The sequence below is a fragment of the Mesorhizobium sp. M0244 genome, from assembly GCF_040321795.1.
In the GTDB taxonomy this organism is placed as follows: domain Bacteria; phylum Pseudomonadota; class Alphaproteobacteria; order Rhizobiales; family Rhizobiaceae; genus Mesorhizobium.
The window spans coordinates 1-23,162 of record NZ_JAMYSE010000060.1; the positions used below are offsets into that span (position 1 = coordinate 1).

The window sequence follows — 23,162 nt, forward strand, 5'->3', positions numbered from 1 at the left end:
GTAAATTCGAGATTGGGCAGTCCAAAAGCACGATGCGAAGCACGTTCAGGGTCGGACGCCGCAAGCAGATTCGGCATCGGGTGGTAACGGAAATAGAGACGCGCCCGTTCGATCGGCGTGTTGACCACCGTAAGGCTCTCTACGCCCTTTTCGCGCAGCTCCGGATCGAGCCGCGCCTGGGCGGCGATATGGCGCCGGCAAAACGCACAATGCAGTCCTCGGAACAGGCCGACCAGCACCGGTTTTTGACCGCGAAAGTCGTCGAGCGCGATCTTGCCCTCCTGGGTAATGGCGTCGAGCACCACGTTGGGCGCACGGTCGCCCAGTTGAAGCGGTACCAAGTCACTACGCGCGGACATTTCCAACCTCCCACCCGGCTAGTCGAGAAAAGGCAGCACCACAAGCGCTTCCGGGTCGAGCCCGTGCTGGGCGCATATACCCTGCGCCAGGGAAAAGTAGCGTTCGGCCTCGGCCAGATTGTCGAGGTCGAGATTAAGCGTTGCAAGACCATCATAGCACGGAAACAGCAGTTGCGGTTCACCCGTTTCGCGGGCCACGTCCAGTGCTTCGTGGAACAAGCCAACCGCCAGTTCCGGACGGCCGTGGCACTGGTGGATCTGCCCAAGCACGATCAACGGCACCGGCAGGTGCTCGCGCTGGTCGAGCGCCCGGTCGATCTCGATGGCCTTCTCGGCAGCAGGCACGCCCTCCGTTGGACAGCGATCCGTGAAAGTACAACAAGCGACCGCCAGATTGGCGAGGAGGCGCGCCTGGAAACCCAAATCACCAATATGGCGCGCCACTTCAAGACCGCGCCGACAGACCTCCATCGCCTTTGCCGGATCGATGGTCGTGTAAAGCACGCCGAGATTGGTGTAGCCGCGGCAGGCCGCGCCCAGTAGACCGGCGGCTTCGGCCAATTCAATGCTACGCTCAACCTGACGCACGGCTTCACGGTTTCGCCCAAGGCGAGCCAGCGCAACAGCCTTGGTATTAAGTGCCTCGGCGGTCACAAGAGTGGCATCACACCCTACCTCGGAGACATTCTCCGTTGTCAGAGTGCGTACGCAATCCAGCGCCGCGTCTGCCCATTTTGCCGCGAGAGCGTGATCTCCGCTACGGAACGCCTGTCGGCCACGTTCTTGCCACAGATGCGCCTGCTCGATCGGGGCATCCGCTCCATCGAGGAGCGCTGCCGCTTCAGCATAGCGGGATTCTGCGTTGTCCCGCTTGCCAACGTCCCAGAGCAGCCGACCGATCTTACGCAAAACCCGCGCCGAAGCGACACGATTGGCTGACTCGCGGTATGCCTGCAACACCGTCTCGTAGTGGTGGTGCGCGATCTCGCGGCGGCCTACCGGGCCGCTCAAATCGGCAATGCGCTCTGCAATTGCCAGTTTGAGCGGTGTTTGCCCGATCGCGTCCAACGCAGTCAGTGCTCGCTCGTAGAAACGAAGGGCGTCGTCGTTGGCGTATATCATGCGAGCGCGATCGCCCGCCGCCTGCAGGTAATACGCGCCCTTCTCCCGCTCGGCGCTCTGTGCGAAATGATGACCGAGCACGGTCAAATCCTCGAGCCGTTCCGGCTTGTCGCCGCACAGTTGCTCCAAGGCAGCACCGACCCGCCCGTGGATGTCGGTCCGGCGTTGCAGGAGCAGATTCTGGTAGATCACGTCCTGCAGCAATGTTTGCGTAAAGCGGTAGCTTTGCGACGAGACCGAGCCTGATCCGGCAACTTCCTCGATGATTTCCGCATCGCAAAGCAGTTCGCAGCCGGCTTCTAGCCGGCCGGGGTCGGCTGTCACGGTTTTCAGAAGTGTGGCATCGAAGCGCGGGCCGATTACCGCGGCTTCCTGGGCCAACCGGCGCACCTCTTGGGGCAGCCGGTCGACGCGAGCAAGCAACATTGCCTGGATAGTGGCGGGAATGCCGGTTGCGACTTCGCCTGCCACAGTCCGCCATCGCTGGCCCTCGCGCATCAGTACACCGCGATCGATAAGGCCGCGAACGATCTCCTCTACAAAAAGGGGGTTGCCGCCCGCGCGCTCGAGGATCTGGTCAGGAAGCCTTCCTGCGGAGTTTACCCAGCTCTCGCCGAAAAGCGCCGCCAGCAGGCTGCGTCCGTCGTCACTGTTGAGCGGCGAAAGCCTGAGCGCTGTGTGACTGACCCGACTTGAGTCGAGCTGGTCGCTGTCCGGCGCCGGACGATGCGTGACCAGCAACATCAACCGCGTGCGTTCCAACCTGTCCATCACGAAACGTAGTGCCTCGAGCGACACGGCGTCGGCCCAGTGCAGGTCTTCGACGACAATCAGCAGCGGCGACAACGCAAGCCGCCGTTCGATGATTGTGCGGACTGCGTAGAGAATTTGCCGCCGCAGCTGCTCGGGCTCGACATGCTGCAAGGTGGCATCGGGGTCGCCAAGGCCAAGCACATGGTAGAGCAAAGGCATCAGCCGCTTCGCCTCCTCGCCCTGCAGGCCGAGATCGGTAAGCAAGCCTGCGAGCTTCCCCCGCATTTCGTCCCCATTGTCGTTTTGCATCATCCCGGCAGCGCTGCGCACCACTGCGCCCAAGGCGCCAAATGATTGTTCGCCCAGCGGTGAGCACGTGGCCTGCCGCACGGCGACGTTGCGAAAACGATCCTCGTCGCCGACGCGGGCGACGAACTCCTTCACCAGCCGCGATTTCCCGATACCGGCTTCTCCGACGAGGCGGACAAGTTGGGCCGAGCCGCCGCACGCCTGGTCAAGGCTCGCCAGCATTCTATGGAGCTCCGCACCACGACCTATTATCGGCGCGCTGAGGCCGAGCGCCTCGAGCCCACGCGCTGCACGCGGCGCCGCAAGCGGTGCATCCAGTCGATGGACGAGCACACTGCCAGCCTTGCCGCGAAGCACGACATCACCCAACGACTCGTAAGAGAAGGCATGCCGGGTCAGCCTGTGAGTGAGCTCGCCTACCAGCACCTCACCCGGTGCGGCCAGCGATTGCAGGCGTTGCGCCGTATTCACTGTGTCGCCGGTCACCGAATAGGATTTGGCGGTGCCGATGCCCAATCCGCCGGTGACGACCGGACCAGTGTTTATGCCGATGTGGAGTAACAGAGGCGAGCCGGAGTGGGGGGCGCTTTCGCCGAGCCGCGCCGTCCGGGCGATCATGTCGAGAGCGGCGCGAAGCGCACGTTCCGGATCGTCCTCATGCGCGACCGGCGCACCGAACAAAGCGAGCAGTGCATCGCCGATGAATTTGTCGACGAAACCACCAAAGTTTCGCACGGCCGCCGTCAATTCCTTGAACAGTTCGTTCTGCAGCGCTTGCGTGACCTCGGGGTCGAGCTGCTCGCTGAGTGTCGTGAAGCCGCAAAGGTCGGCGAACAGGACCGTTACCGTCCGGCGATCGGCGTCTGAGACGGGATGCAGCCCTTCTTCACTTTCGATGTTCGGAAGCAGCGACGGAGTTCGAGAAGGCGGCACAATGGTCCGGCTTGGTGTCGGAGCAGGCCGTTCGACGACTTTTGCGGGCGCACCGACGCTTGCCCCACATTTCGGACAGAACTCGAAATCAGGTGCGCAGGGGTAGCCGCAACTGGCGCATGGCACGGGCTGGCGCCTGCCACACTTCGGACAGAAGGCGTAACCGCCCTCAACCTCGAAACCGCAGCCCGAGCAGTCCATCGAACAAGACCTCACTAGAGGCCGTAACGGCGTGATCTCGCCACGCACTTCACGGCCAGGCTATTCACAAGGATGCACCGATAGCCGTCGAACGGCAAGCGGCAGCGCAAATGGGCATCGAGCGATCCGTGTGGGTCCGGTGGCAGAGCGCTGCCGATTCAAGCGGCTGCGTGGCCGTCGTTTGCGAAAGTTCCCTCTTACCCTCCGTCTTCCTGCTATCGTGGAGATGAGGAGACGGACAGATGAGCGAGAATCGTAAGCTAGCTGCAATCCTGGCTGCGGATGTGGTCGGATACAGCCGGCTCGCGAGCGCGGACGAAGATCGTACTTTGGCGAGGTTGCGGGCACTGCGCAGCGACCTGATCGATCCGATCATCGCAGTGCACCACGGGCGGGTGATCAAGCGCACCGGGGATGGGGCGCTGGTTGAGTTCCGCAGTGTGGTGGATGCCGTGCGCTGCGCCGTTGAGGTTCAGAATGGTATGGTTGAGCGCAATGCCGGCGTGCCGCAACACCGCCGCATCGAGTTCAGGATCGGCATCCATCTGGGGGATGTGGTCGAAGAAAGCGACGGCGACCTGATGGGCGACGGCGTCAACATCGCCTCGCGTTTGGAGGGCGTCGCGGCGCCCGGCGCCATCTGCCTGTCCGAGGATGCCTATCGCCAGGTCAAGGCGAGGCTCGACCTCTCGGTCAGCGATCTCGGCAGCACGCAGCTCAAGAACATCGCCGAGCCGATCCGGGTCTATTCGCTGCAAGTCGGTAGCGCCGGGACCAAGCCGGCCGCGAGCTCGGAAACCGCGACGAGCCGGCCGGCGACGGCAGCGCCGCCGAAGCTGTCGATCGCCGTCCTGCCGTTCGCCAACATGAGCGGTGACGCCGAACAGGACTACTTCGCCGACGGCATCTCTGAAGACATCATCACGGCGCTATCCAAACTGTCGCAGCTCTTCGTCATCGCACGCAATTCGTCGTTCACCTTCAAGGGCCAGAACGTGCATGTGCAGGAGGTGGGCACGAAGCTCGGCGTGCGGCATGTACTTGAGGGCAGCGTACGCAAGTCGGGGAACAGGGCGCGCATCACCGCGCAGCTCATCGATGCAACCTCGGGCGGCCATCTTTGGGCGGAGCGGTTCGATCGCGACCTGACCGACATATTCGCCGTGCAGGACGACGTGACGCAGCAGATCGTCGGTGCGCTGGCGCTCAATCTGACTGAGGGTGACCGTCAGCGGCTGGCGCCCGAGCACCCGCGCAGCACGGAGGCGTATGACTGTTTCCTGCGGGGCCGGGAGCTGTGGCACCGGCTGATGAAGGAGACGAACGTCGCAGCCCGCGACCTCTTGCAACGTGCCATCGAACTGGACCCGAAATTTGCCTCTGCCCACGCTTTCCTCGCCCTCACGCACGGACTCGATTACCTGAACAGGTGGAGTGCGTCGCCGCCGGAATCGATGGCGCAAGCGGAAGAGGCCGCAACGCGAGCGGTAACGCTGGATGGCAGCGATCCCTGGGCGCACTGGGCGCTGGTTATGGCCAAGCTGTACACACGACGGCACGATGGGGCCATCAACGAGGCCGAGCGCGCGATAGTCCTCAATCCGAACTTCGCCGAAGGGCACGTCATCCTCGGCGAGGCGCTGTACTATTCGGGCAGATCCGAGGAAGCCCTCGAGAGTTTCGCCCGGGGGAAGACCTTGAATCCATACTTTCCGGATGTGCTTCTGCACTTCCAGGCTTTGGCCTCGTTTCAACTAGGAAGGTACGAAGAGGCCGTTGACCTCTTGATGCAACGGCTGGCTCGCAACGCTGTCACCGACGTCTCGCGCGCGCTTCTGGCCGCCAGCTACGGCCATCTGGGCCGTTTCGCCGAGGCCCGCGCGGCATGGCAGGAGGTGCTTCGCGTCAATCCCGACTATTCGTTGGAATACCGTCGCAAAGTCTTGCCCTACAAGAACCCTGCCGATTTCGAACTCGTGGTGGACGGGCTCCGCAAGGCCGGTGTCGTGCAATGACAGGTGGGGCCATGTCAGGTTAGATAGATCGCGTCGCTTGCGGTTGCGCACTAGAAAATCAACCTGGAATAAGGCCTGAAGTGAGGCTCAGGTCGCCTTGATCTCTGTCTGGCCGATCTTGCGCCATCGGGCGTTTTCGCGAACCAGCTTCAGGTCGTCGGTCGTCTCGGCAAGTGTCCGCAATCGGTATTGCCGGAGCAGGTCCGGGAAGAGCGCCCCTTCCGGCAGGCCGGCAAGCTGCTCGCGAACCGAGATCTTTTCATCGATGACCCGCATGCCCCAGGCATTTTCCCGAACCTGCAGCTCCGCAGCCAGATCGCGCTCTTCCGGCGCGTTCTCGTCCAGCACAGCCAACAGGATCGAGTGGAAAAGCGCTACATAGCCAATCTGTCTCAGGCCGCCCACAACCCGCACGCGCGGCAATATAGCAAGGACGAGGAACATCAGGAACAAGTTCGGCAGCAGCACGCCGTCCAGCAGCGCCTGCTTGAGATGCGGCCGCTCGAACGGGATGGAAAGACCATGCGGCCTGTCAGGCTCGATCAGGTGCCCGTTCTCGAGGACGAGCTTGCGCACGCGCTCCTCGCGGATGCCCCAGAAATGGGCCGTGGCATTGGGCAGGAATCTGCCAAATGGGCTCGATGCGGCCTCTTGCAAGGCACGTTCGAGACGCTGGCGCCTTGTGGGCTCAATGAGCAGCCTGGAAAGAAGGCTGCCGTCATATTCTAGATGCCGCGCCATGGCAGCCGCGGCGAGCCGATCATCGATGAAAACCGGCAGGGCCATGCCGGAACGATCCCAATTGGCGACCAGATCCTCGTTGAGGGCTGTCAGCGCATCGGCGGCGGTTCCAAACACCTTGTCCTGGCTGGCAAGCAGTGTGCCCAGCCAGCGGCTGGCATCCGTTTCATCGCCCACCGCTTCGAGCGCGCGCTTGTTGAGGGCGACGGGACCGGCCACGCAGGCGCTTTTGCGGCACAGTTTGTGCCGCCCCATGCCAAACAGGTTGACCTTGTCGTCGCCGACATCTAGCCATCCCGGCCCCTCCCGGCCAATTGTCTCCATGGTCATCGTCGTTCCCATGAAGCCGAAGAAGGCCGACAGCCCGTTTTCGACCGCGCCGAGCCAGGCAAGCAGGAGGGCATCGAAGGTGATCCGGTCCATCAGAAGCAGGCAGTGCAGGCCGGACTGAATCACCGGTCTGTGCTCGAACTCTTCGAGGGCCTTGCCGATCTCTTCAGGCTGCATGATCACACCAAGGCGCTGATGCAGGACTTCGCGCAGGATCGAGCGGGCAGCGATCGCCGGGCCCGATGCAGGCCTTGCCACCGGCCGCCACAGATGGCGGGCGTAATCGGAAACCGGTGCATTCCAGTTCTGCTCGATGTCACGCGCGACTTCCGGGCAGAGCAGCGACAGCACAGCCAGAATTTCCGCCGGAGGCGTAGGGGTTGGATCAAAGACGGCGGTCATTGGTCCCGTCTAGCCGCTTGCGGTTCAAACGCCAAGGGAGACCAGATTTGCTGGATGCGGCCGGCCCACACATAGATCGTCAATGGTGAGACGAAATTGGCCGCATCCTACGGAGTTCTCCATGAGCAATCACCTGTTCGCCGACTCGGCACGAATTGTTAGATCGGCTAAACAGTTAAGGCCAAACAGCGTATCTCAGAACCGCAGCCGGGCCATGCTCAGGAGGTCGTGGTACTGCCCGTCGGTAAAACCGGCCTTCACATGCCGACCTTCGACCTCGAAGCCGTGGCTTGTGTAGAGACGGACGGCCGGTTCGTTGTCGGCATAGACGGTCAATTCGACCCGCTTCAGGGCGCGCCAGTTGTCGGCCACGTCAAGCAGCGCGCCAAGTATGGCAGAGCCGATGCCCTTGCCGACAAAGGCATCGTCAAGGCCGATATTGATCTCGCCGATATGCGAACGGCGTGGCGAACCCTGCACGACCAGGCTGCCATGGCCGACGACCCTGCCGTCCAACTCGGCAACGATCCAGGTGGTTTCCTGGCCGGACTTGGCGATGCGCCGCTCCACCTGCTCCACCATCTCGAAGGGCATCCTGAGCGTGCCCCAGCGGAAGCCCGGCATGTTGAAGATAGCGCAAAGCGCCTCCGCATCGCTTGGCCGGACGGACCGGAGCTGCGGCTGGATTTTCTCGGAGGATGGCGAGGTCGTGCTGGTCATGGCGTTCCCGGCGAAGGCAATCGGCCCGGCACGATGCACCGGACGTCACCTGAAAATCCAGCCGTCTCTGCAACCTATGATGCCGATTGCGAGCTAAAATACCAGGAGGCGGCGTAGAGTTTGAAGACGCCGCTGATGCCGATCCAGCCGAAAAGGGCGAGCCAGCACAATGTCCCGGTCGCCGTCCAGTCGATCCGGTGCACCGCAGCATCGGTGATGACGAGGCCAAGGATGGCAAGCAGGCCAATCAGAAACTGCGCCAAGCCGAGCACCAGCAGTTCCTCGCGCGGCGCGTTTCTCCAGACGAGATATATGCCGCCCGCACCAGCGAGGAAGATGGCGCTGTAGACCTGAGCGTGGAAGGCATCGACCGGCCATGGCCAGATGCTGCTGAACGTCAAGGGAAACAGCAACAGGCCGACGCCATAGAGTCCAAGGATCGCCGATTCCACCGGCATGTAGCCACGCCATGCGGGGTTTAAGGTCACGCCTTTTGCAGAAGGACGGGCCCTGGCCCGCCACAGGAACAGCCCGGATACCGCGACCGAAGCAAGATAGACCAAAAACCAGAGCCAGGGCGCTTTGCGCTCGAAGTTGAAATAGCCGAGATTGATGAACGAAGCCACCGACACGATGACGGTGAAGATGAAGGCCATGACGAGCACGAGCCTGCCGGGCGACCAGCGATTCCAGACCAGCAGCGCCGCCATCACGACCATTTCGGCGGTGTAGAAGCCGCCGAGGAAGCGGGCATTGAACGGCGTGACGGCCCAAGGCCAGCCCGGCTTGACCAGCGCAGGCGCGAAAAACAGGCCGGCGCCTACGATCAGGACGATGATGACCACCATAGAGAAAAGGCGCAGGGCCGCGGGAAATGGCGGGTTGTTGGATGTTGGCATGGGAGAAAGTCCCAAAGATGAATGCCCCATGGACCATCATAGTGCCGCTTGCGGCCTGTGAAAATCCGCCGAATGGAAATTGAACTGTCACCAGGCCCATCTATTCGAATGGCCGTACGGTCCGTTTCGAAGTAAGATGGAGCACTCGGACCAAAGACCGGTCCGGTCAACACGCCTCGGGGATGCATTTTCCGGAGCCTGCACGATGAACGAAGCTCAGGATCTGTTCTCGCTTCTGCGGCAATCGACCGATGTCGATCCACAGGCAATCGACGCGATCAAGCGAACCATCGCGGAGGGCAAGGACCGCGAACTTTGCCGCATCAATGCGCCAGCCTTCGCCAGCAAGCATGGCCTCGACGAGGAACGCGCCATAAGCGCCTTTCTCCACGCGGCGCGGGTGGGCATCTTCGACATTTCTTGGAATGTTCTGTGCCCCGGCTGTGGCGGCGTGCTCGACACCAACGCCACGCTGAAAACCCTGCAGAAGGATGAATACACCTGCGCACTGTGCTCCGAGGGCTATTCGCCGACCCTCGACGAGATGGTCGAGGTGACATTCACCGTCAGTCCCCGCGTGCGCAGGATTGCCGCCCACAATCCACACGAACTGCCGTTGGTTGAATATTTCCGCCAGATCTACTGGGCGTCCGGCGTCGATCTGCCGGAAGACGATTTCGCGAAAAAGATGGAAGCGTTCTCGCTGGAGGATATCGAGCTTGCGCCCGGTGAAAGGGCGGTTCTGCCCATACAGCTTCCGTCCGAATTCATCATCGTCTTCGAGCCGGTCACCCATTCAGCGCAGTTCATCGACGGGAAGGGCGAACCAACAAAGGAGCGCCGAAGCCTCTCTTTGGTCTTCGACCGCGACCATGTCCAGAGCCAGACGCTGGAGATGCAACCCGGCCCGATGCGCATTTCGCTGGAAAACAGGACCGACACCCGCGTGCTGCCGACGGTCTTCATCGCCGGCCAGGCATTGCATGATTTGCTGGGCAAACGCCGGCCCTTCCTGACCGCCAAGCGCCTGCTCACCAACCAGACGTTCCGCGATCTCTATCGCACGGATACGCTCGACATCAACCAGCGCCTGAAGATCACCAGCCTGACCTTCCTGTTCACCGACCTGCGCGGATCGACCGCGCTTTACGAGCGGGTGGGCGACCTTTCAGCCTTCGATCTCGTGCGCGAGCATTTCCAAGTTCTGCACGAGATCGTCGCGGCGGAGGCAGGCGCGGTGGTGAAGACGATCGGTGATGCGGTGATGGCGACCTTCGCGACGCCTGATCGTGCGATGGCTGCGGCCCTCAGGATGCGCGATGCCATGCGTGCGCTCAACGACAAGAGCGGGCGCGAGGATCTGCTGCTCAAGATCGGAGTCCATGCCGGCCCCTGCATCGCCGTGTCTATGAACGAGCGACAGGACTATTTCGGCCAGACGGTCAACATTGCTTCGCGGGTCCAGAACCTTGCCAACGCACAGGCGATCTTCGCCACTCGGGCGGTGGTCGACGACAATCTCACCGCCGATCTCTTGCACAGGAACGCTCTGACGCCCGTGCCCCACGAGGTCTCGCTGCGCGGCATTGACCGGGAGATAGCAGTATATACGATCCCTTGAAGACTTGGACCCTGGAGACTTGGGCGCGTCCCGCGCCCCTCACACGCGCCTATAGATAAAATAACGATCGGCGGGCACCGAAGGCGGCGGCGGGAGGCGTTGCAACTGCGGGTGATCGAGCGGCGTGCCGCTGACAGCGATGCCGCCGACGCGAAGCAGGCGCGCGGTCAGATCGGGAAGCCAGGTAGACGTCACCGCATCGCGATCTTCATAGCCGGTGCCGATGTCGGCATGAACAAGAGCGGCCTCGATGCCAATGAACCTGCTCGCCGTCTCGCGTATTTCGCCGAGCACGAGGTTTTCAGCTTCAGGAATTGAGCTGGCGTGTGCGGCAAGTGCGCGGTCGAACGCTACGATCCGGCGTCCGGGCAGGCGCTCGCGCAGATGGTGGAACGTCCGGCCATTGCCGAGGCCGAGCTCGAGCACGGGCCCCTCCATCTTCGCCACCTCGGCGCAGACATGATCGAGTATGTCGCGCTGTGCGGTCATCCTCCGGATGAAACTGTCGAGGCGACTCATGTGCGATTGTATGTCCTGAACCAGTCCACGGACTCAACTGCCCCGACCAGAGCGTTTCGCGACGAGTCTGCCGCGTGTAGAGGCGAACGATGAACACTGCAACAAGCAAACAGGCTGCCGACAAGGATCATACCGGGTAGAGTCGGCGGCGCTGCGCGCGGCGGAATAGCGATGTCACTTGTACGGGTCCGCGGCGTCCCGCAACCCGTCGCCGAGGAAGTTGAACGCCAAGATGACGAGAACGACGGGGAGCATCGGCAAAAGCAGCCATGGATAGAACGCGATCACGCTGACGCTGCGCGCCTCGGTGAGCAGGATGCCCCAGCTGGTTATCGGCGCCCTCAGGCCGAGCCCGAGGAAGCTCAGCGCCGTCTCGCCCAGGATCATGCCGGGTATGGAGATCGTCGCCGTCGCGATCAGATGCGACATGAAGCCGGGAATGAGATGCCGCCCGATGATGCGGCTGCTTCTGGCGCCCATCAACTGCGCGGCCAGAACGTAATCCTCCTCGCGCAAGGCTAGAAGCTTTGAACGCACGGCCCGCGCCAGTCCGGTCCAGTCGAGCAGCCCGAGGATGACGGTGATGCCGAAATAGATCAGGATCGGACTCCAGGTTATCGGCATGATCGCCGCCAGAGCCAGCCATAGCGGAATGCTGGGGATCGATTGCAGAACTTCGATTATCCGTTGAACGATCAGGTCGAAGATACCGCCGTGATAGCCGGCCAGTCCGCCGATGACAATGCCGAGCAGGAAGCTGAAACTGATGCCGACGAGGCCGATTGTCAGTGAAATGCGTGCGCCATAGATGATGCGCGAGAGCACATCGCGCCCCAGCCTGTCAGTGCCGGCTAGAAAGAGCTGGCCGTTTTCGGCGGGGCAGACAAAATGCCTGTCACCTTCGATCAGGCCCCAGAACCGGTAACTGTCGCCCTTGCAGAAGAAACGGATCCGCTGAACATCATCCTGTCTCTCGATGTAGTTCCGCTTGAGCGTGTCCATATCCAGCCTCATCTGGCGGCCATAGACGAACGGCCCGACGAACTGGCCGTTGTGGAACAGGTGCACCCGCTGCGGCGGCGAATAGATGTAGTCCATGTTGCGCGTGTGCAGATCGTAGGGCGCCAGGAACTCGCAGATCAGTATCCCGAAATAAAGCGCTGCCAGGAATATGCCGGATACAACGGCAAGCCGGTGCCGACGGAATTTCCACCACATCAGCCGCAACTGCGACGCTTGAAAAACCTTCGACTGCTCCGGCGTCATCGCCTCGACCGACTGCAGGTCAAAGGGCTCGATGGAAACGTAATGTTGCAGTGGGGCACCCGGAGCGGGCAGCGGCGATTGCGTCTTCATTTGGTGCTGCCGCCTTGCAAACGAATTCGCGGATCAAGTAGCGCCAGCGCCAGGTCGGAAATCAGGACGCCGATGACCGTCAGGAAGGCGAGGAACATCAGGAACGACCCTGCCAGATACATGTCCTGGCTTTGCAGCGCCTTGATCAGCATCGGCCCGGTCGTTTCCAAAGACAGCACGATCGCCGTGATTTCGGCGCCGGAGATTATGGCCGGCAGGATAGAGCCGATGTCTGAAATGAAGAAATTGAGCGCCATACGCAGCGGATATTTGACCAGCGCCCTGAAGGGATGAAGGCCTTTGGCGCGCGCGGTCACGACATATTGCTTATGTAGCTCATCGAGCAGATTGGCGCGCAGCCGCCGGATCATGCTTGCCGTGCCCCCGGTGCCGATGATCAAGACCGGGATCCAGAGATGGGCGAGGATCGACTTCGCCTTGGCCCAGCTCATCGGCTCGCCGAGATATTGCTGGTCCATGAGATGGCCGATGGACGTGCCGAACCAGATGTTGGCGAAATACATCAGGATCAGCGCCAGCATGAAGTTCGGAATGGCAAGGCCGAGAAGGCCGAAGAAAGTCAGGCCGTAGTCGCCCCAGCTGTATTGATGCGTGGCGGAGTACATGCCGATCGGAAAGGCGATGAGCCAGGTAAAGATGATCGTGACGAAGGAAACCAGCACGGTCAGCCACATTCGGTCTCCGACGACGTCGCGAACCGGCAGCTCATATTCGAAGGAATAGCCGAAATCGCCGTGCAGCATCCCGCCGACCCAGTAGAAGTAGCGAATGACCGGTGGCTGGTCGAAACCATATTCCTTGCGCATCATCTCGATGCGATCGGAATCCACCGCTTCGCCCTGAGCCCGAAGCTCGGCAACATAGCTGTCGAAATAGTCGCCTGGTGGAAGTTCGATGATCGTGAACACCAGTGCCGATATGACCAGCAGCGTTGGAACCATCACGGCGATGCGCCAGACAAAATATCGAAGCACGCTCAGGACTCTCCAAGCCAGAATGTATCCGGCATGTAGACACCGAAATAGGCGGTCGGGTCGTAGCCGTAGAGCGCCTTGTCAGGCAGATTGCGCAGCCGCGAGGATGCCAGAATCGGCTGATGCGTTCCGTTCACCGTGCCGATCGAAAACACCTGATCGGTATAGATCGACAGCATTGAATTCCAGATTTCGGCGCGCTCCGTGGCTTCGGTCGATGCGTTCCAGCGCTTGAGCAAAGCCATCAACTCGACCACAGGCGGAAGATCGGGCGCTTCACCGACCTTGCCACGGGACAAGTAGTGAGCACCCCAGAGCGGCCATTGCAGCTGGTCGTCGACGGTGGGGGCCAGTTGGTACGGGTTCATGTCGGCGGTCGGCACACCATTGTCGATGCCCGACCACATCGACATCATGATCTGGCCACCAAGCGCGCGGCTGCGGAAGATGTCGCGCTGCGAAGTCCGGATGAACAGGGCGATGCCGATCTTGCGCCAGTGATCGGTGATGAGCTCGAGCGCGTCGGTTTCCAACGTGCTTTCGCCGGCCGTTTCCACTACCAGCTGCGCCGAGCGTCCGTCGGGAAGTATCCGCAGGCCGTCATCGTCACGCGCCTGAAGCCCGACCTCGTCGAGCAGGGCATTGGCCTGGTCGGGATCATGGGCGACCCAGGCTTTCGCGAATTCCGGCCGGTAGAGCGGGCTCTCAGGCAGGACCGTATCGGCACTTTCCTGCGCTAATCCGTAGAACACAGCCAAATTGATCTCGCGCCTGTCCACAGCGAGCGAAAGTGCGCGGCGCACCCGCACGTCACGAAAAAGGCCACGCCACACCTGGTCGGCACAATTCAGATTGGGCAGCAGCGCCAGCCGCGAACCCTGTGTGCGTTTCCAGAGATGCATCTTCACCGGGTAGCGCTTCTCCGTATCCTTCAGGAAGGAGTAATCGCTGAAGTCAATTCCCATGGCTTGCAGGTCGCTCTCGCCCGCACCGGTCTTGGCGGAAATGATCGCCGACGAGCTGACATTCATGACAATCCGGTCAACATAGGGCAGTTGCCGGCCATTCTCGTCTATTCGATGAAAGAACGGGTTCCGCTCGAAGACGAACTGCTCAGCCGGCGGCTTGGTCCGGTTCTGCCAGGGATCGAGCGTCGGCAGTTCCGGGTTCTCCGGGCGATACTGCCGCGACATGCGGATATGCAAGAGCGTCCATTTCTGGGCCCGGTTCTCCTTCATTAGGCCGGCGAGCCGGAATGGATCCTGGTATTTCTTGTGGAACTGCTTGAGATAGGCGGCTGGCAGAACAAGCGATAGGGGCGAAGCAGCGGCGAGCTTGGGCAGGAAGTCGGGATTGGGCGCATCCCAACTATAGCGGACCGTCAACGGATCGACGATCTCGAAGCGTGGCGGCTTGCCGTCCGCCAGCAGGGCCGGGGCGAGCCCGCCTTGCGAAAGCTCATCGTTCAGCCAGACATCTTCCCAGCAATAGCGAAAATCCTCCGACGTCAGCAGGCTACCGTCAGACCATTTATGTCCTTCTCGTATCTTGAAAGTGAATACACGATCATCCGCTACATCGAAACTTTCGAGAATGTCGGCTTGCAGGTTAAGGTTTTCGTCATAGCCGACCAGGCGAGCGTACCCGTAGATCGTCATCATCCGGATATCTTTCTGGCTGCCGATGATCGTGCGCAGCGTGCCGCCATATTGGCCGGGCTGCCGGCCCATCGCAGCGAGATTCAACGCGCGCGGGCGCTTGGGCAGGCGTTCGGCGAGTGCCGGCAGCGCTCTGGCCTTCAGCTGCGGCTCAAGAAATTCCGGCTCCAAATCGCCGGCCTGCAACGTGCCCGGCAGAAATGCCGAAGCCATGAGTCCAAGGACGGTGCGCCGGCTGATCAATGGCGTAGCTCGCTGACATCGGCCGAACGTCGGGCCAGCACGAGGTGGCCGCCGCCAAGATCGAGCGGCGACAGCATATCCTCGTCGCCCTCGTCGCGGAATTGCGGCCCCCATGCGCTGGTGTCGGAAGCGCCGCTGAGTTTCAGCGTCTTGAAATCCATCGGCCTGTCGAGATCGGGGAAAGGTACTGCGGCGACCAGTGAGCGCGTGTAGGGGTGGATAGGTTTCCTAAGCAGAATTTCGCGCGGCGCGAGCTCGACGATACGCCCGCCGCACATCACCGCGATGCGGTCTGCCATGTAGTCCACCACCGCCAGGTTGTGGGATATGAACAGGTAGGTCAGGCCCAGTTCCTTCTGCAGGTCCTTCAGAAGGTTCAGGATCTGCGCCTGGACAGAGACGTCGAGTGCCGAAACCGGCTCGTCGCAGATCAGGAGTTCAGGCCCCAGCGCCAACGCGCGCGCGATGCCTATACGCTGACGCTGCCCGCCGGAGAAACTGTGGGGATAACGCTTTATGAAGCGCGGATCGAGCCCGATTGCCTGCATCAGGCTCTTGACTGTGGCGAGTCGGGACGCGGCATTGCCACGTCGATGGATTTCCAGCGGCTCGCTCAAAATGTTCTCCACCGTCATGCGAGGTGAAAGCGACGAAACCGGATCCTGAAAGACCATCTGGATTTTCGCGCGCAACAGGCGCAGCGCGTCTCCCTCGGCTTCCAAGACGTCGATCGGACCATCGCGGCCGTTAAAGATCACAGAGCCGCCGCTAGGGGTGACAGCCCGCATGAGGATCTTGCTGACGGTGGTTTTGCCGGAGCCGCTTTCGCCGACAAGACCCAGGCACTCACCCCGCCTGATATCAAAGCTCACGCCGTCCACGGCGCGAACAGAGGTTTGATGATCTCCGCCGAACCATCCGGACTTGCGGATCGTGAAGGTCTTTGTCAGATCCTTGACCGACAGCAGGAGGTCGTCCGGCCCCTTCGATGCCGGCGCCGTCTGCTTGCCGAGCAGGTTCTCGACATTCACCGGCACCTCGCGGAGCGCCTGTAGCCTTTCGCCAGGCTTTAGGTCGAAATGCGGAACGGCTGCCATCAGGCCCTTCAGGTAAGGGTGGCCTGGCCGACGGAATATCGCCTCCACGGGTCCCGCTTCCATGATCTCGCCATGGTACATGACCACCACCTCGTCGGCTACATTGGCGACTACGCCAAGGTCGTGCGTGATCAGCAGCATCGCCATGTTCAGCTTCGTCTGAAGCTCGCGCAGCAATTGCAGGATTTGCGCCTGGATGGTGACGTCCAACGCCGTCGTCGGCTCGTCGGCGATCAACAGGGCGGGCCGGCAGATAAGCGCCATGGCGATCATTGCGCGTTGACGCAATCCTCCCGAAAGTTCAAAGGGATACATGTCATAGGCGCGCTTGGGGTTGGGAAAGCCGACAAGGCCGAGCATTTCCTCGGTCCGCGCCTTGCGCTTCACCCGAGCCATGGGCGTATGAATCTGCAGGGATTCGCTCACCTGATTGCCGATCGTATGCAGCGGCGACAGTGATGTCATCGGCTCCTGAAATATTTTGCCGATGCGGCTGCCTCTCAACGCCCGGATTTCGGGTCCGTCACGCGGCATCTGCAGGATATCCTGCGTCGTGCCGGGCTTTTCAGGATCGGAAAACAGGATACGGCCGCGAACATGGGCTGTGTTCGGCAAAATGCCCATCACTGCCTGGCTGAGAACCGATTTTCCGGAACCGGACTCGCCCACAAGCGCGGTAACCTTGCCGGGCAGGACGCGAAGATTTGCACGCCTGACGGCATGCAACGGTCCCCCTATAATGGCAAAAGAGATGCCAACATCCTCGATCCGCAGTAGATCAACGCCCAAATTCATTCTCACACCAGCCCCCACTCTGGCAGGTCCAGAAGGCGAGACTACCGCATTGCCAGCCTAGAGCAACTTGGATTCGAACAGTTGCCAGTTCCCTGGCGGAACCGGCGACCGGACTGCATACCAAACGCGTTCGGATCAGATCGTGGCGGTTACTGGAGCTTCCTCGGGTCGCCCGCCGACAGCCGCGCGGCATCGCGATGAAGCAGCATGACCTGCTCGGCGTCCGATATTCGGTCGTAAATCGGCTCCAGCGCACCGTCTTCATCGAGTGCGAGAGCACCCGACAAATCGGGTGAAAGCACCGTCAGCTTCTTCTTGATGCCCGCCAGTTCCTCCTTGCCGAGCGTCAGCCAGCTATTGGCGCTGCAATAGCCGGCGAAATCTTCGCTGGCGAGAACGCTGTGCGAATATTTCTTGGTCAGGGTCTGAAGGCGCTGGACCTCGTTTACAGCCGAGCCGAAGGCAGAGAATGTGAGCCGGTCGGTAAGCCCGACATTGCCGAACATCACATTGCCGACATGCAGGCCGATACCGAATTTAATGTCGCCCAACCGCTGCTCCTTTCTGCGCAGATTGAGATCCATCATGCGCGCGGTGGCCTTGTGCGCTGCCGCAAGGGCAGCCCGGCAGGCGATCTCGGACTGTGCACGGTGCCTTTCGCAAGGGTAGACGGCAATGAAGCCATCCCCCAGGAAACTCATGATCTGCCCGCCTCTGCGATTGAAAGGTGCAGCAATGGCATCGAAAAACTGGTTCAGCGTATCGATATAGATTTCGCGGCCGGAGGTTTCGGCAAGCCTTGTCGACCCGCGCATATCGGCCATGACCAGTGCAGCCCGGATTGTGTCGCCCTCGCCGCGCTTGATCTGGCCGTCCAGCACCCGCCTGCCGGCGTCGCCGCCGAGATAAGTGGTCATCATGTTGTCGGCAAGCTTGGTGAGCACCGCCATCTTGGTTGCGATAGCGAGATGGTTCTGGATGCGCAGCAGCGCCGAAATCATGCTGTCGCTGAAGCCTGCAGCACTGTCGGTGGACCAAGACCCGATCATGCCCTGACTGGTGTTGCCGCTGAAGGGATGGACGAAAGCCATGTAGTCGGTGACGCCCATAAGCTTGAGGTCATCGAAAACAGGAAATTCCGACGGCACCGACGGGTCGAGCCGGCGCCGCAGATGGTCGAGCTTGTGGCTGAGCAGATGGTAGTATGGGCTGGTCAGGAATCTGTCAGAATGAACGCCGTCCTCATTGCGGAAGCCTTCCACTTCCAGGCCCTGGCCGCGGAGCCAGGTGAAGCCAAGCGCGTCATAAAGCGGATGAAGCATCGAAAAGCTCAAATGCACCCGCTTCAACGGCAGGCCGGCAGCAGCCAGCCGTTCACAAAAGCCCCTTACCAATGTTTTCAGGTCGTCGCCCGCCAACGCCGATTGGGTCAGCCAATCGGCAACCTTATCCATGAGAATGGCAGAAATTTCTGCTTGCGCTGTGTTCATGCTATCTCGAAATCTCCTTGATCCGCCACAAATTCGCCGGCTCGGACGCCGTCAGGCCTTCACCACGGTCTCTCGGGCTAGCCCGAGGCGGCCAAAAACATTGCGTGTATCGACGATCAGTCGAGCGTAATCCGCGATCGCCTGATAGTCGATCGCGTCGTGGTCGGTTGCAACGACGACAGCGTCGAAATCCTTCAAGGCCACCTCGGTCAATTCGACCGAGCGACGCCCCTTGATCGCCATATGCTCCCGTGTGGCCGGGATTTCGGTAACATGCGGATCGTGGAATTCCGCCTTGCCGCCCCATTCCTCGATGAGTTCAATGAGCCGCAATGAGGGGCTTTCGCGGATGTCGGGCACATTCTTCTTATAGGCGAGCCCGATGATGAGAATGCGCGAGCGGCTGAGCGCCTTGCCGCAGCGCCGGTCCAGCGCCTTCGCCAGTTCATCGACTACATGACGCGGCATCGCCGTGTTGATCTCTGCCGCCAGCTCGATGAAGCGGGTCGGCAGTTCGTATTCGCGCGCCTTCCACGTCAGGTAGAAGGGATCGATCGGAACGCAGTGCCCGCCAAGTCCAGGGCCAGGATAGAAAGGCATGTAGCCGAAGGGCTTGGTCTTTGCCGCCTCGATCACCTCCCAGATGTCGATTCCCATCGCACCGAGCAAGACCTTCAACTCGTTGACCAGGGCTATGTTGACCGAGCGGAAGATGTTTTCCGTCAGCTTGACCGCCTCGGCGGTCGCCGTGGTGGAAACCGGAACGACGGTCTTGACCACACCCTGGTAGAAAGCCTGCACGAGCGTCGCCGCTTCAATGCCGTCACCTGCCACGACCTTGGGGATCGTCGCGACTTCAAAGCTGCGGTTGCCGGGATCCTCGCGTTCGGGCGAGAAGCCGAGGAAGAAGTCTATCTTCGACTGCAAGCCGGTTTTTTCCAGTATGGGCTTGATCACGTCGTCGGTGGTGCCAGGATAGGTAGTCGATTCCAGCACGATCAGCTGGCCGAGACGTAAATGCTTCGCGATGGTGCCTGCCGTGTTCCTGACAAAGGAGAGATCCGGCTCGCGGTGTTTCGTCAGCGGTGTCGGAACGCAGATGATGATGACATCGCAGACGGCCAGTTCGGCAAAATCCGCAGTGGCGCGGAACCGTCCGCTCGCCACCTGGCCGGCAAGGGCTGTCGACGTCACCGCCTCGATGTAGGATTGGCCGTTGTTCAGGCTCTCGACCTTCTGGGCTTCGATGTCGAAGCCGGAAACCGGGAAGCCGGCGCGTGCGATCGCAACCGCCAGCGGCAGCCCGACATAGCCCAGTCCGATCACGCCGACTTGCGCGGCACGCGTCGAAATCCGGTTCAGAAGACGGTCATATGTCGATCGTGAGGCGTCCAACAATCTGCTTCCCGTCAATTCGGACAGGCCGTCCGCTTCCATGGTGAGGCCCACCGGCCCCAAGAGCCCCGAGGCATATTGCGGAAAATCGATGTCCGCAAGCCGTCAGACCGGCACCTTCGCCTTCAGGCTTGCGGCAGCCATCGCATAGCCGCCGGCGGCGCCATCGATGAAATGAACGTGATCGCGCTGCAGCGGCGATGCGACGAGGCATGTCATCAAGGCCGATTTCTGGCGGTGCAGGCCATAGCTGCAGATGCCCGCCTCTTCCGCCTGTTTCAGCCGGTTCTCGATCCGTTGCAACACATCCGTGTCAACGTCGATGGTCATCTTCAAGCCATCGTCGAACTTCCGGAAATCCGAATTGCTGGCCACTTCGCGTTTGTATATCTTCGGATCGAATCTGCCGATCGTCCAGCCATATCTGTCGGTGACGGCCGTAAGCGTCATCAGGAACACTATCCACAGCTTCGACAGCCACCGCCATCCTGCCGGCGCCGTGGCGCGCGCCTCGATATCGAGGCCGGCGGGCAGCAAACTGTAGTCCGGCCCGTTCACCGGCACCGGGTGGCCATCACGTTCCTGCCTGCCGGCAAGGGCGATGATGTCGGAAACCAGAGATTGAAAACCGCGCAGGTCGCGCGACGCCCCCGGTATGGCTATGATCGAGACGATTTCGCCATGCCGGGCTTCGATCGGGTTCCAGCGGCACGAGAGGCCGGTCAGATCCGGCCGCGCGCCGGCCGGCGCAGGATCGATGCGGTAGCGCCCCGCTTTCATCTCGGCTTCCGCCCAACTGCCGCCACCGCCGGCGAACATGGCATAGAAGACCGCATCGGAGGCTTGGAACCTCGCCACGCGAACGTCGAGGCCTTGCGCTCTTATATCCTTTATCGGCACGATTGCGGCACGCAAGGTCAGATCCAGTTCGTCCGCCACCCATCTCTGGACAGCCGCCAGCGCGTTGCGGGTGATCTCCAGCGCCGAGCCGGGAAACGCCACGAGCGCGCCGTCGCCGCCGAAGACAAAGGGAAGATCTTGCCTACCCAGCGCATTGAGCAGCGCCGAAATGACGCTGGCGCCGGCCATATTGACGGTTTTGTAGCGCCCCGCCTCGATCGCCTTGGTCGAGCCGACGATGTCGGCGGTGGCCAGCGCCCAGCTATCGGGGAGAGGCCGATAGTTATCGATATCGGCAACGCTTTCGAACCTGGCGAAGACCGGCAGAGAAGCAACAAACGGATCGGACGCGGCAGCTGTTTCCATGAGCATCAGATAGCACATTCCAGTGCTTGAGGGTGAAGTCGATCATGCTTCGAAATTGACTTGCGCAGGCTTTCCGATGATAGGGTCCGGCGATGCGAATTGCCTTCTATGCGCCGCTGAAGTCGCCCAATCATCCCGTTGCCTCCGGCGACCGCCAGATGGCACGGATGCTGGTCAAGGCGCTGGAGCATGGAGGGCATAGCGTCGAACTGGCATCCGAATTGCGCTTCTATCTACGCGAACCGGATTCGAAAAGTTTCGATGCGCTCAAGATCGAGGCCCGGGAGGAAGCCGCGCGGCTGGCAAGGCTTTGGGATCGTGACGGCAAGCCCGATCTGTGGTTCACCTATCATCCCTATTACAAGGCGCCCGACCTGATCGGGCCCGAACTGGCGTTGGCCTTTGGTGTCCCCTATGTGACAGCGGAAGCCTCCTATTCGAGGCGGCGCAACACCGGTTTGTGGGCCGATACGCAAGCGTTGGTGGCGCGAGCCGTCGAACAGGCGGCGCTGAACATCTGCTTCACGCAAAGGGATCGTCAGGGACTGGCAGATGCGGTACCCGACGCCGCTTTCGGCATGCTTTCGCCCTTCATCGACACATCGCTATTCCGGGAAACGCCGGCACGGGGTTGTCCGACGCGCCTCGTTACCGTCGCCATGATGCGCCCGGGCGACAAAGTCGAAAGCTATCGCATGCTGGCGCAGGCGCTCGGTTCGATCGGTCACCTGCCCTGGACCATGTCGGTCGTCGGGGACGGACCTGCCCGCGAGGAGATCAAAGCGCAATTCGCCGGCTTGCCCGCCGAGCGTATCGAATGGCTTGGCGCGATTGAGCCAGCCGCCGTGCCGGATGTCCTCTACAGTGGGGGAATTTACGTCTGGCCGGGTTTCGGCGAGGCCTATGGCGTTGCCTATCTTGAAGCACAGGCCGCCGGCCTTCCGGTCGTGGCTCAGGACATCGCCGGCGTGCCGGAGGTCGTCCGGGATGGCCAGGCCGGGTTTCTCACCCCGCCGGGCGATGTGGCGGCATTCGCTTCTGCCATTGAAAGGCTTCTGGCCCGTAACGACGAAAGAACCATCATGGCCGCGGAAGCCAGACGTTTCATCCTCGAAGAACGTTCTCTCGGTGCTGCGGCGGCGCGTCTGGCCGAACTTCTTGCGAAGATCCCGGTTTCATGACATCCGATCAGATCTGGCAACACTTGGTGGAGGAACTGGCGAGCCGGCAACGGGCGGACCGTAAGGCAGAGTTCTGGCTGCGCGACGATGACGCCGTGGATCCGACGCCTGCGCTTGATCGGCTGCTCGACCTCACCGGTAAATTCGCGGTTCCGGTGACTCTGGCCGTCATTCCGGCCCTGACTGATGAGAAGCTTGTCGTCCGGCTTGACGAGGCGCCGCATGCCACGGTCGCCATCCATGGCTGGGCGCACCGAAATCATGCGCCCGAGGGCCAGAAAAAGCAGGAGCTCGGCGCGCATCGGCCACGCGAGGCGGTGCTCGATGATCTGGCTCGCGGGCTGTCGCACGTAACCGGCCTGCACGGCGCACGTGCCGTTCCAATGCTGGTGCCACCCTGGAACAGGATCGACGCCGGCTTGGTATCCGAACTTGGATCGATAGGATTTGCGGCATTGTCGGTCTATGGGCCGCCGAGGCGGGCTCCACTGGCGGTCATCAACAGCAATGTCGACATCATGGATTGGCATAGCACGCGCGGCTGCCGCGATCACGGCCTATTGGTTGAGGCTATCATCGCGCAACTGCGGCATGCAATCGACGGCGGCGAATCGGTCGGACTGCTCACCCACCATCTCGTACATGATGAATCGGCCTGGCTTTTCCTCGAACGGCTGTTCACCGTCACCGCACAGACTGAAGCCTGCGCATGGCTTCCGATCAGGACATTGATCGGGCGCAGTGCCGGTAGAGGAAAATAGC

Annotated in this window: 17 protein-coding genes; 4 read left to right on the plus strand and 13 right to left on the minus strand. The window is 61.4% G+C overall.

Features of this window, described 5'->3' with window-relative positions:
• Both NKJ08_RS26990 and NKJ08_RS26995 read right to left on the minus strand, forming a co-directional pair.
• Positions 1-359: redoxin domain-containing protein (locus NKJ08_RS26990; RefSeq protein ID WP_352784204.1), on the minus strand; the 359-nt coding region annotated here is incomplete at its 3' end.
• 18 nt (positions 360-377) lie between these two features.
• The gene (locus tag NKJ08_RS26995; protein ID WP_352529934.1) at positions 378-3,677 is read right to left on the minus strand and encodes an adenylate/guanylate cyclase domain-containing protein; all 3,300 of its coding nucleotides are present in this window, start codon (positions 3,675-3,677) and stop codon (positions 378-380) included.
• A 242-nt stretch (positions 3,678-3,919) separates the two neighbouring features.
• Between NKJ08_RS26995 and NKJ08_RS27000 the strand changes: the two genes are divergently transcribed.
• Positions 3,920-5,692: an adenylate/guanylate cyclase domain-containing protein gene (locus NKJ08_RS27000; protein ID WP_352529930.1), complete on the plus strand. Its 1,773-nt coding sequence runs from the start codon at positions 3,920-3,922 to the stop codon at positions 5,690-5,692.
• A gap of 87 nt (positions 5,693-5,779) precedes the next feature.
• Here NKJ08_RS27000 and NKJ08_RS27005 read toward each other — a convergent pair whose 3' ends face one another.
• The 3 genes from NKJ08_RS27005 to NKJ08_RS27015 form a co-directional block, all read right to left on the minus strand.
• Positions 5,780-7,165, minus strand: a complete 1,386-nt coding sequence (locus NKJ08_RS27005; RefSeq protein ID WP_352529928.1) for a hypothetical protein — start codon at positions 7,163-7,165, stop codon at positions 5,780-5,782.
• Positions 7,166-7,360: 195 nt separating this feature from the next.
• Positions 7,361-7,885 (minus strand): GNAT family N-acetyltransferase, encoded by a 525-nt coding sequence (locus NKJ08_RS27010; protein WP_352529926.1) that lies wholly within the window; start codon positions 7,883-7,885, stop codon positions 7,361-7,363.
• A gap of 74 nt (positions 7,886-7,959) precedes the next feature.
• Complete coding sequence (locus tag NKJ08_RS27015; RefSeq protein ID WP_352529924.1) at positions 7,960-8,784, minus strand: hypothetical protein; 825 nt, start codon at positions 8,782-8,784, stop codon at positions 7,960-7,962.
• A gap of 205 nt (positions 8,785-8,989) precedes the next feature.
• Between NKJ08_RS27015 and NKJ08_RS27020 the strand changes: the two genes are divergently transcribed.
• Entirely contained in the window at positions 8,990-10,405 is a 1,416-nt protein-coding gene (locus NKJ08_RS27020) for an adenylate/guanylate cyclase domain-containing protein (protein ID WP_352529922.1), read from the plus strand.
• Between the two features lie 39 nt (positions 10,406-10,444).
• Here NKJ08_RS27020 and NKJ08_RS27025 read toward each other — a convergent pair whose 3' ends face one another.
• From NKJ08_RS27025 to NKJ08_RS27060, 8 genes are all read right to left on the minus strand, one after another.
• Positions 10,445-10,924, minus strand: a complete 480-nt coding sequence (locus tag NKJ08_RS27025) for a class I SAM-dependent methyltransferase (RefSeq protein ID WP_352529920.1) — start codon at positions 10,922-10,924, stop codon at positions 10,445-10,447.
• Positions 10,925-11,098: 174 nt separating this feature from the next.
• Positions 11,099-12,280 (minus strand): ABC transporter permease, encoded by a 1,182-nt coding sequence (locus NKJ08_RS27030; protein WP_352784210.1) that lies wholly within the window; start codon positions 12,278-12,280, stop codon positions 11,099-11,101.
• Positions 12,277-13,275, minus strand: a complete 999-nt coding sequence (locus NKJ08_RS27035; RefSeq protein WP_352468851.1) for an ABC transporter permease — start codon at positions 13,273-13,275, stop codon at positions 12,277-12,279. The genes NKJ08_RS27030 and NKJ08_RS27035 overlap by 4 nt, the downstream gene beginning before the upstream one ends.
• A gap of 2 nt (positions 13,276-13,277) precedes the next feature.
• The gene (locus tag NKJ08_RS27040) at positions 13,278-15,176 is read right to left on the minus strand and encodes an ABC transporter substrate-binding protein (RefSeq protein ID WP_352529916.1); all 1,899 of its coding nucleotides are present in this window, start codon (positions 15,174-15,176) and stop codon (positions 13,278-13,280) included.
• Positions 15,173-17,068 (minus strand): ABC transporter ATP-binding protein, encoded by a 1,896-nt coding sequence (locus NKJ08_RS27045; RefSeq protein WP_352529914.1) that lies wholly within the window; start codon positions 17,066-17,068, stop codon positions 15,173-15,175. The genes NKJ08_RS27040 and NKJ08_RS27045 overlap by 4 nt, the downstream gene beginning before the upstream one ends.
• Before the next feature lie 149 nt (positions 17,069-17,217).
• Positions 17,218-18,558 carry an adenylate/guanylate cyclase domain-containing protein gene (locus tag NKJ08_RS27050; RefSeq protein WP_352529912.1) on the minus strand — a complete coding sequence of 447 codons (1,341 nt, stop codon included), beginning with the start codon at positions 18,556-18,558 and terminating at the stop codon, positions 17,218-17,220.
• A gap of 51 nt (positions 18,559-18,609) precedes the next feature.
• Positions 18,610-19,953: a nucleotide sugar dehydrogenase gene (locus NKJ08_RS27055; RefSeq protein ID WP_352529910.1), complete on the minus strand. Its 1,344-nt coding sequence runs from the start codon at positions 19,951-19,953 to the stop codon at positions 18,610-18,612.
• Positions 19,954-20,058: 105 nt separating this feature from the next.
• Entirely contained in the window at positions 20,059-21,237 is a 1,179-nt protein-coding gene (locus NKJ08_RS27060; RefSeq protein WP_352529908.1) for a DUF3095 domain-containing protein, read from the minus strand.
• A 74-nt stretch (positions 21,238-21,311) separates the two neighbouring features.
• Between NKJ08_RS27060 and NKJ08_RS27065 the strand changes: the two genes are divergently transcribed.
• Together NKJ08_RS27065 and NKJ08_RS27070 are read left to right on the plus strand one after the other, a co-directional pair.
• A complete protein-coding gene (locus tag NKJ08_RS27065) occupies positions 21,312-22,400 on the plus strand; it encodes a glycosyltransferase family 4 protein (protein ID WP_352529906.1) in 1,089 nt (362 codons plus the stop codon).
• Entirely contained in the window at positions 22,397-23,161 is a 765-nt protein-coding gene (locus NKJ08_RS27070) for a polysaccharide deacetylase family protein (RefSeq protein ID WP_352529904.1), read from the plus strand. Before NKJ08_RS27065 ends, NKJ08_RS27070 begins: the two co-directional genes overlap by 4 nt.
• Position 23,162 lies beyond the last annotated feature (1 nt).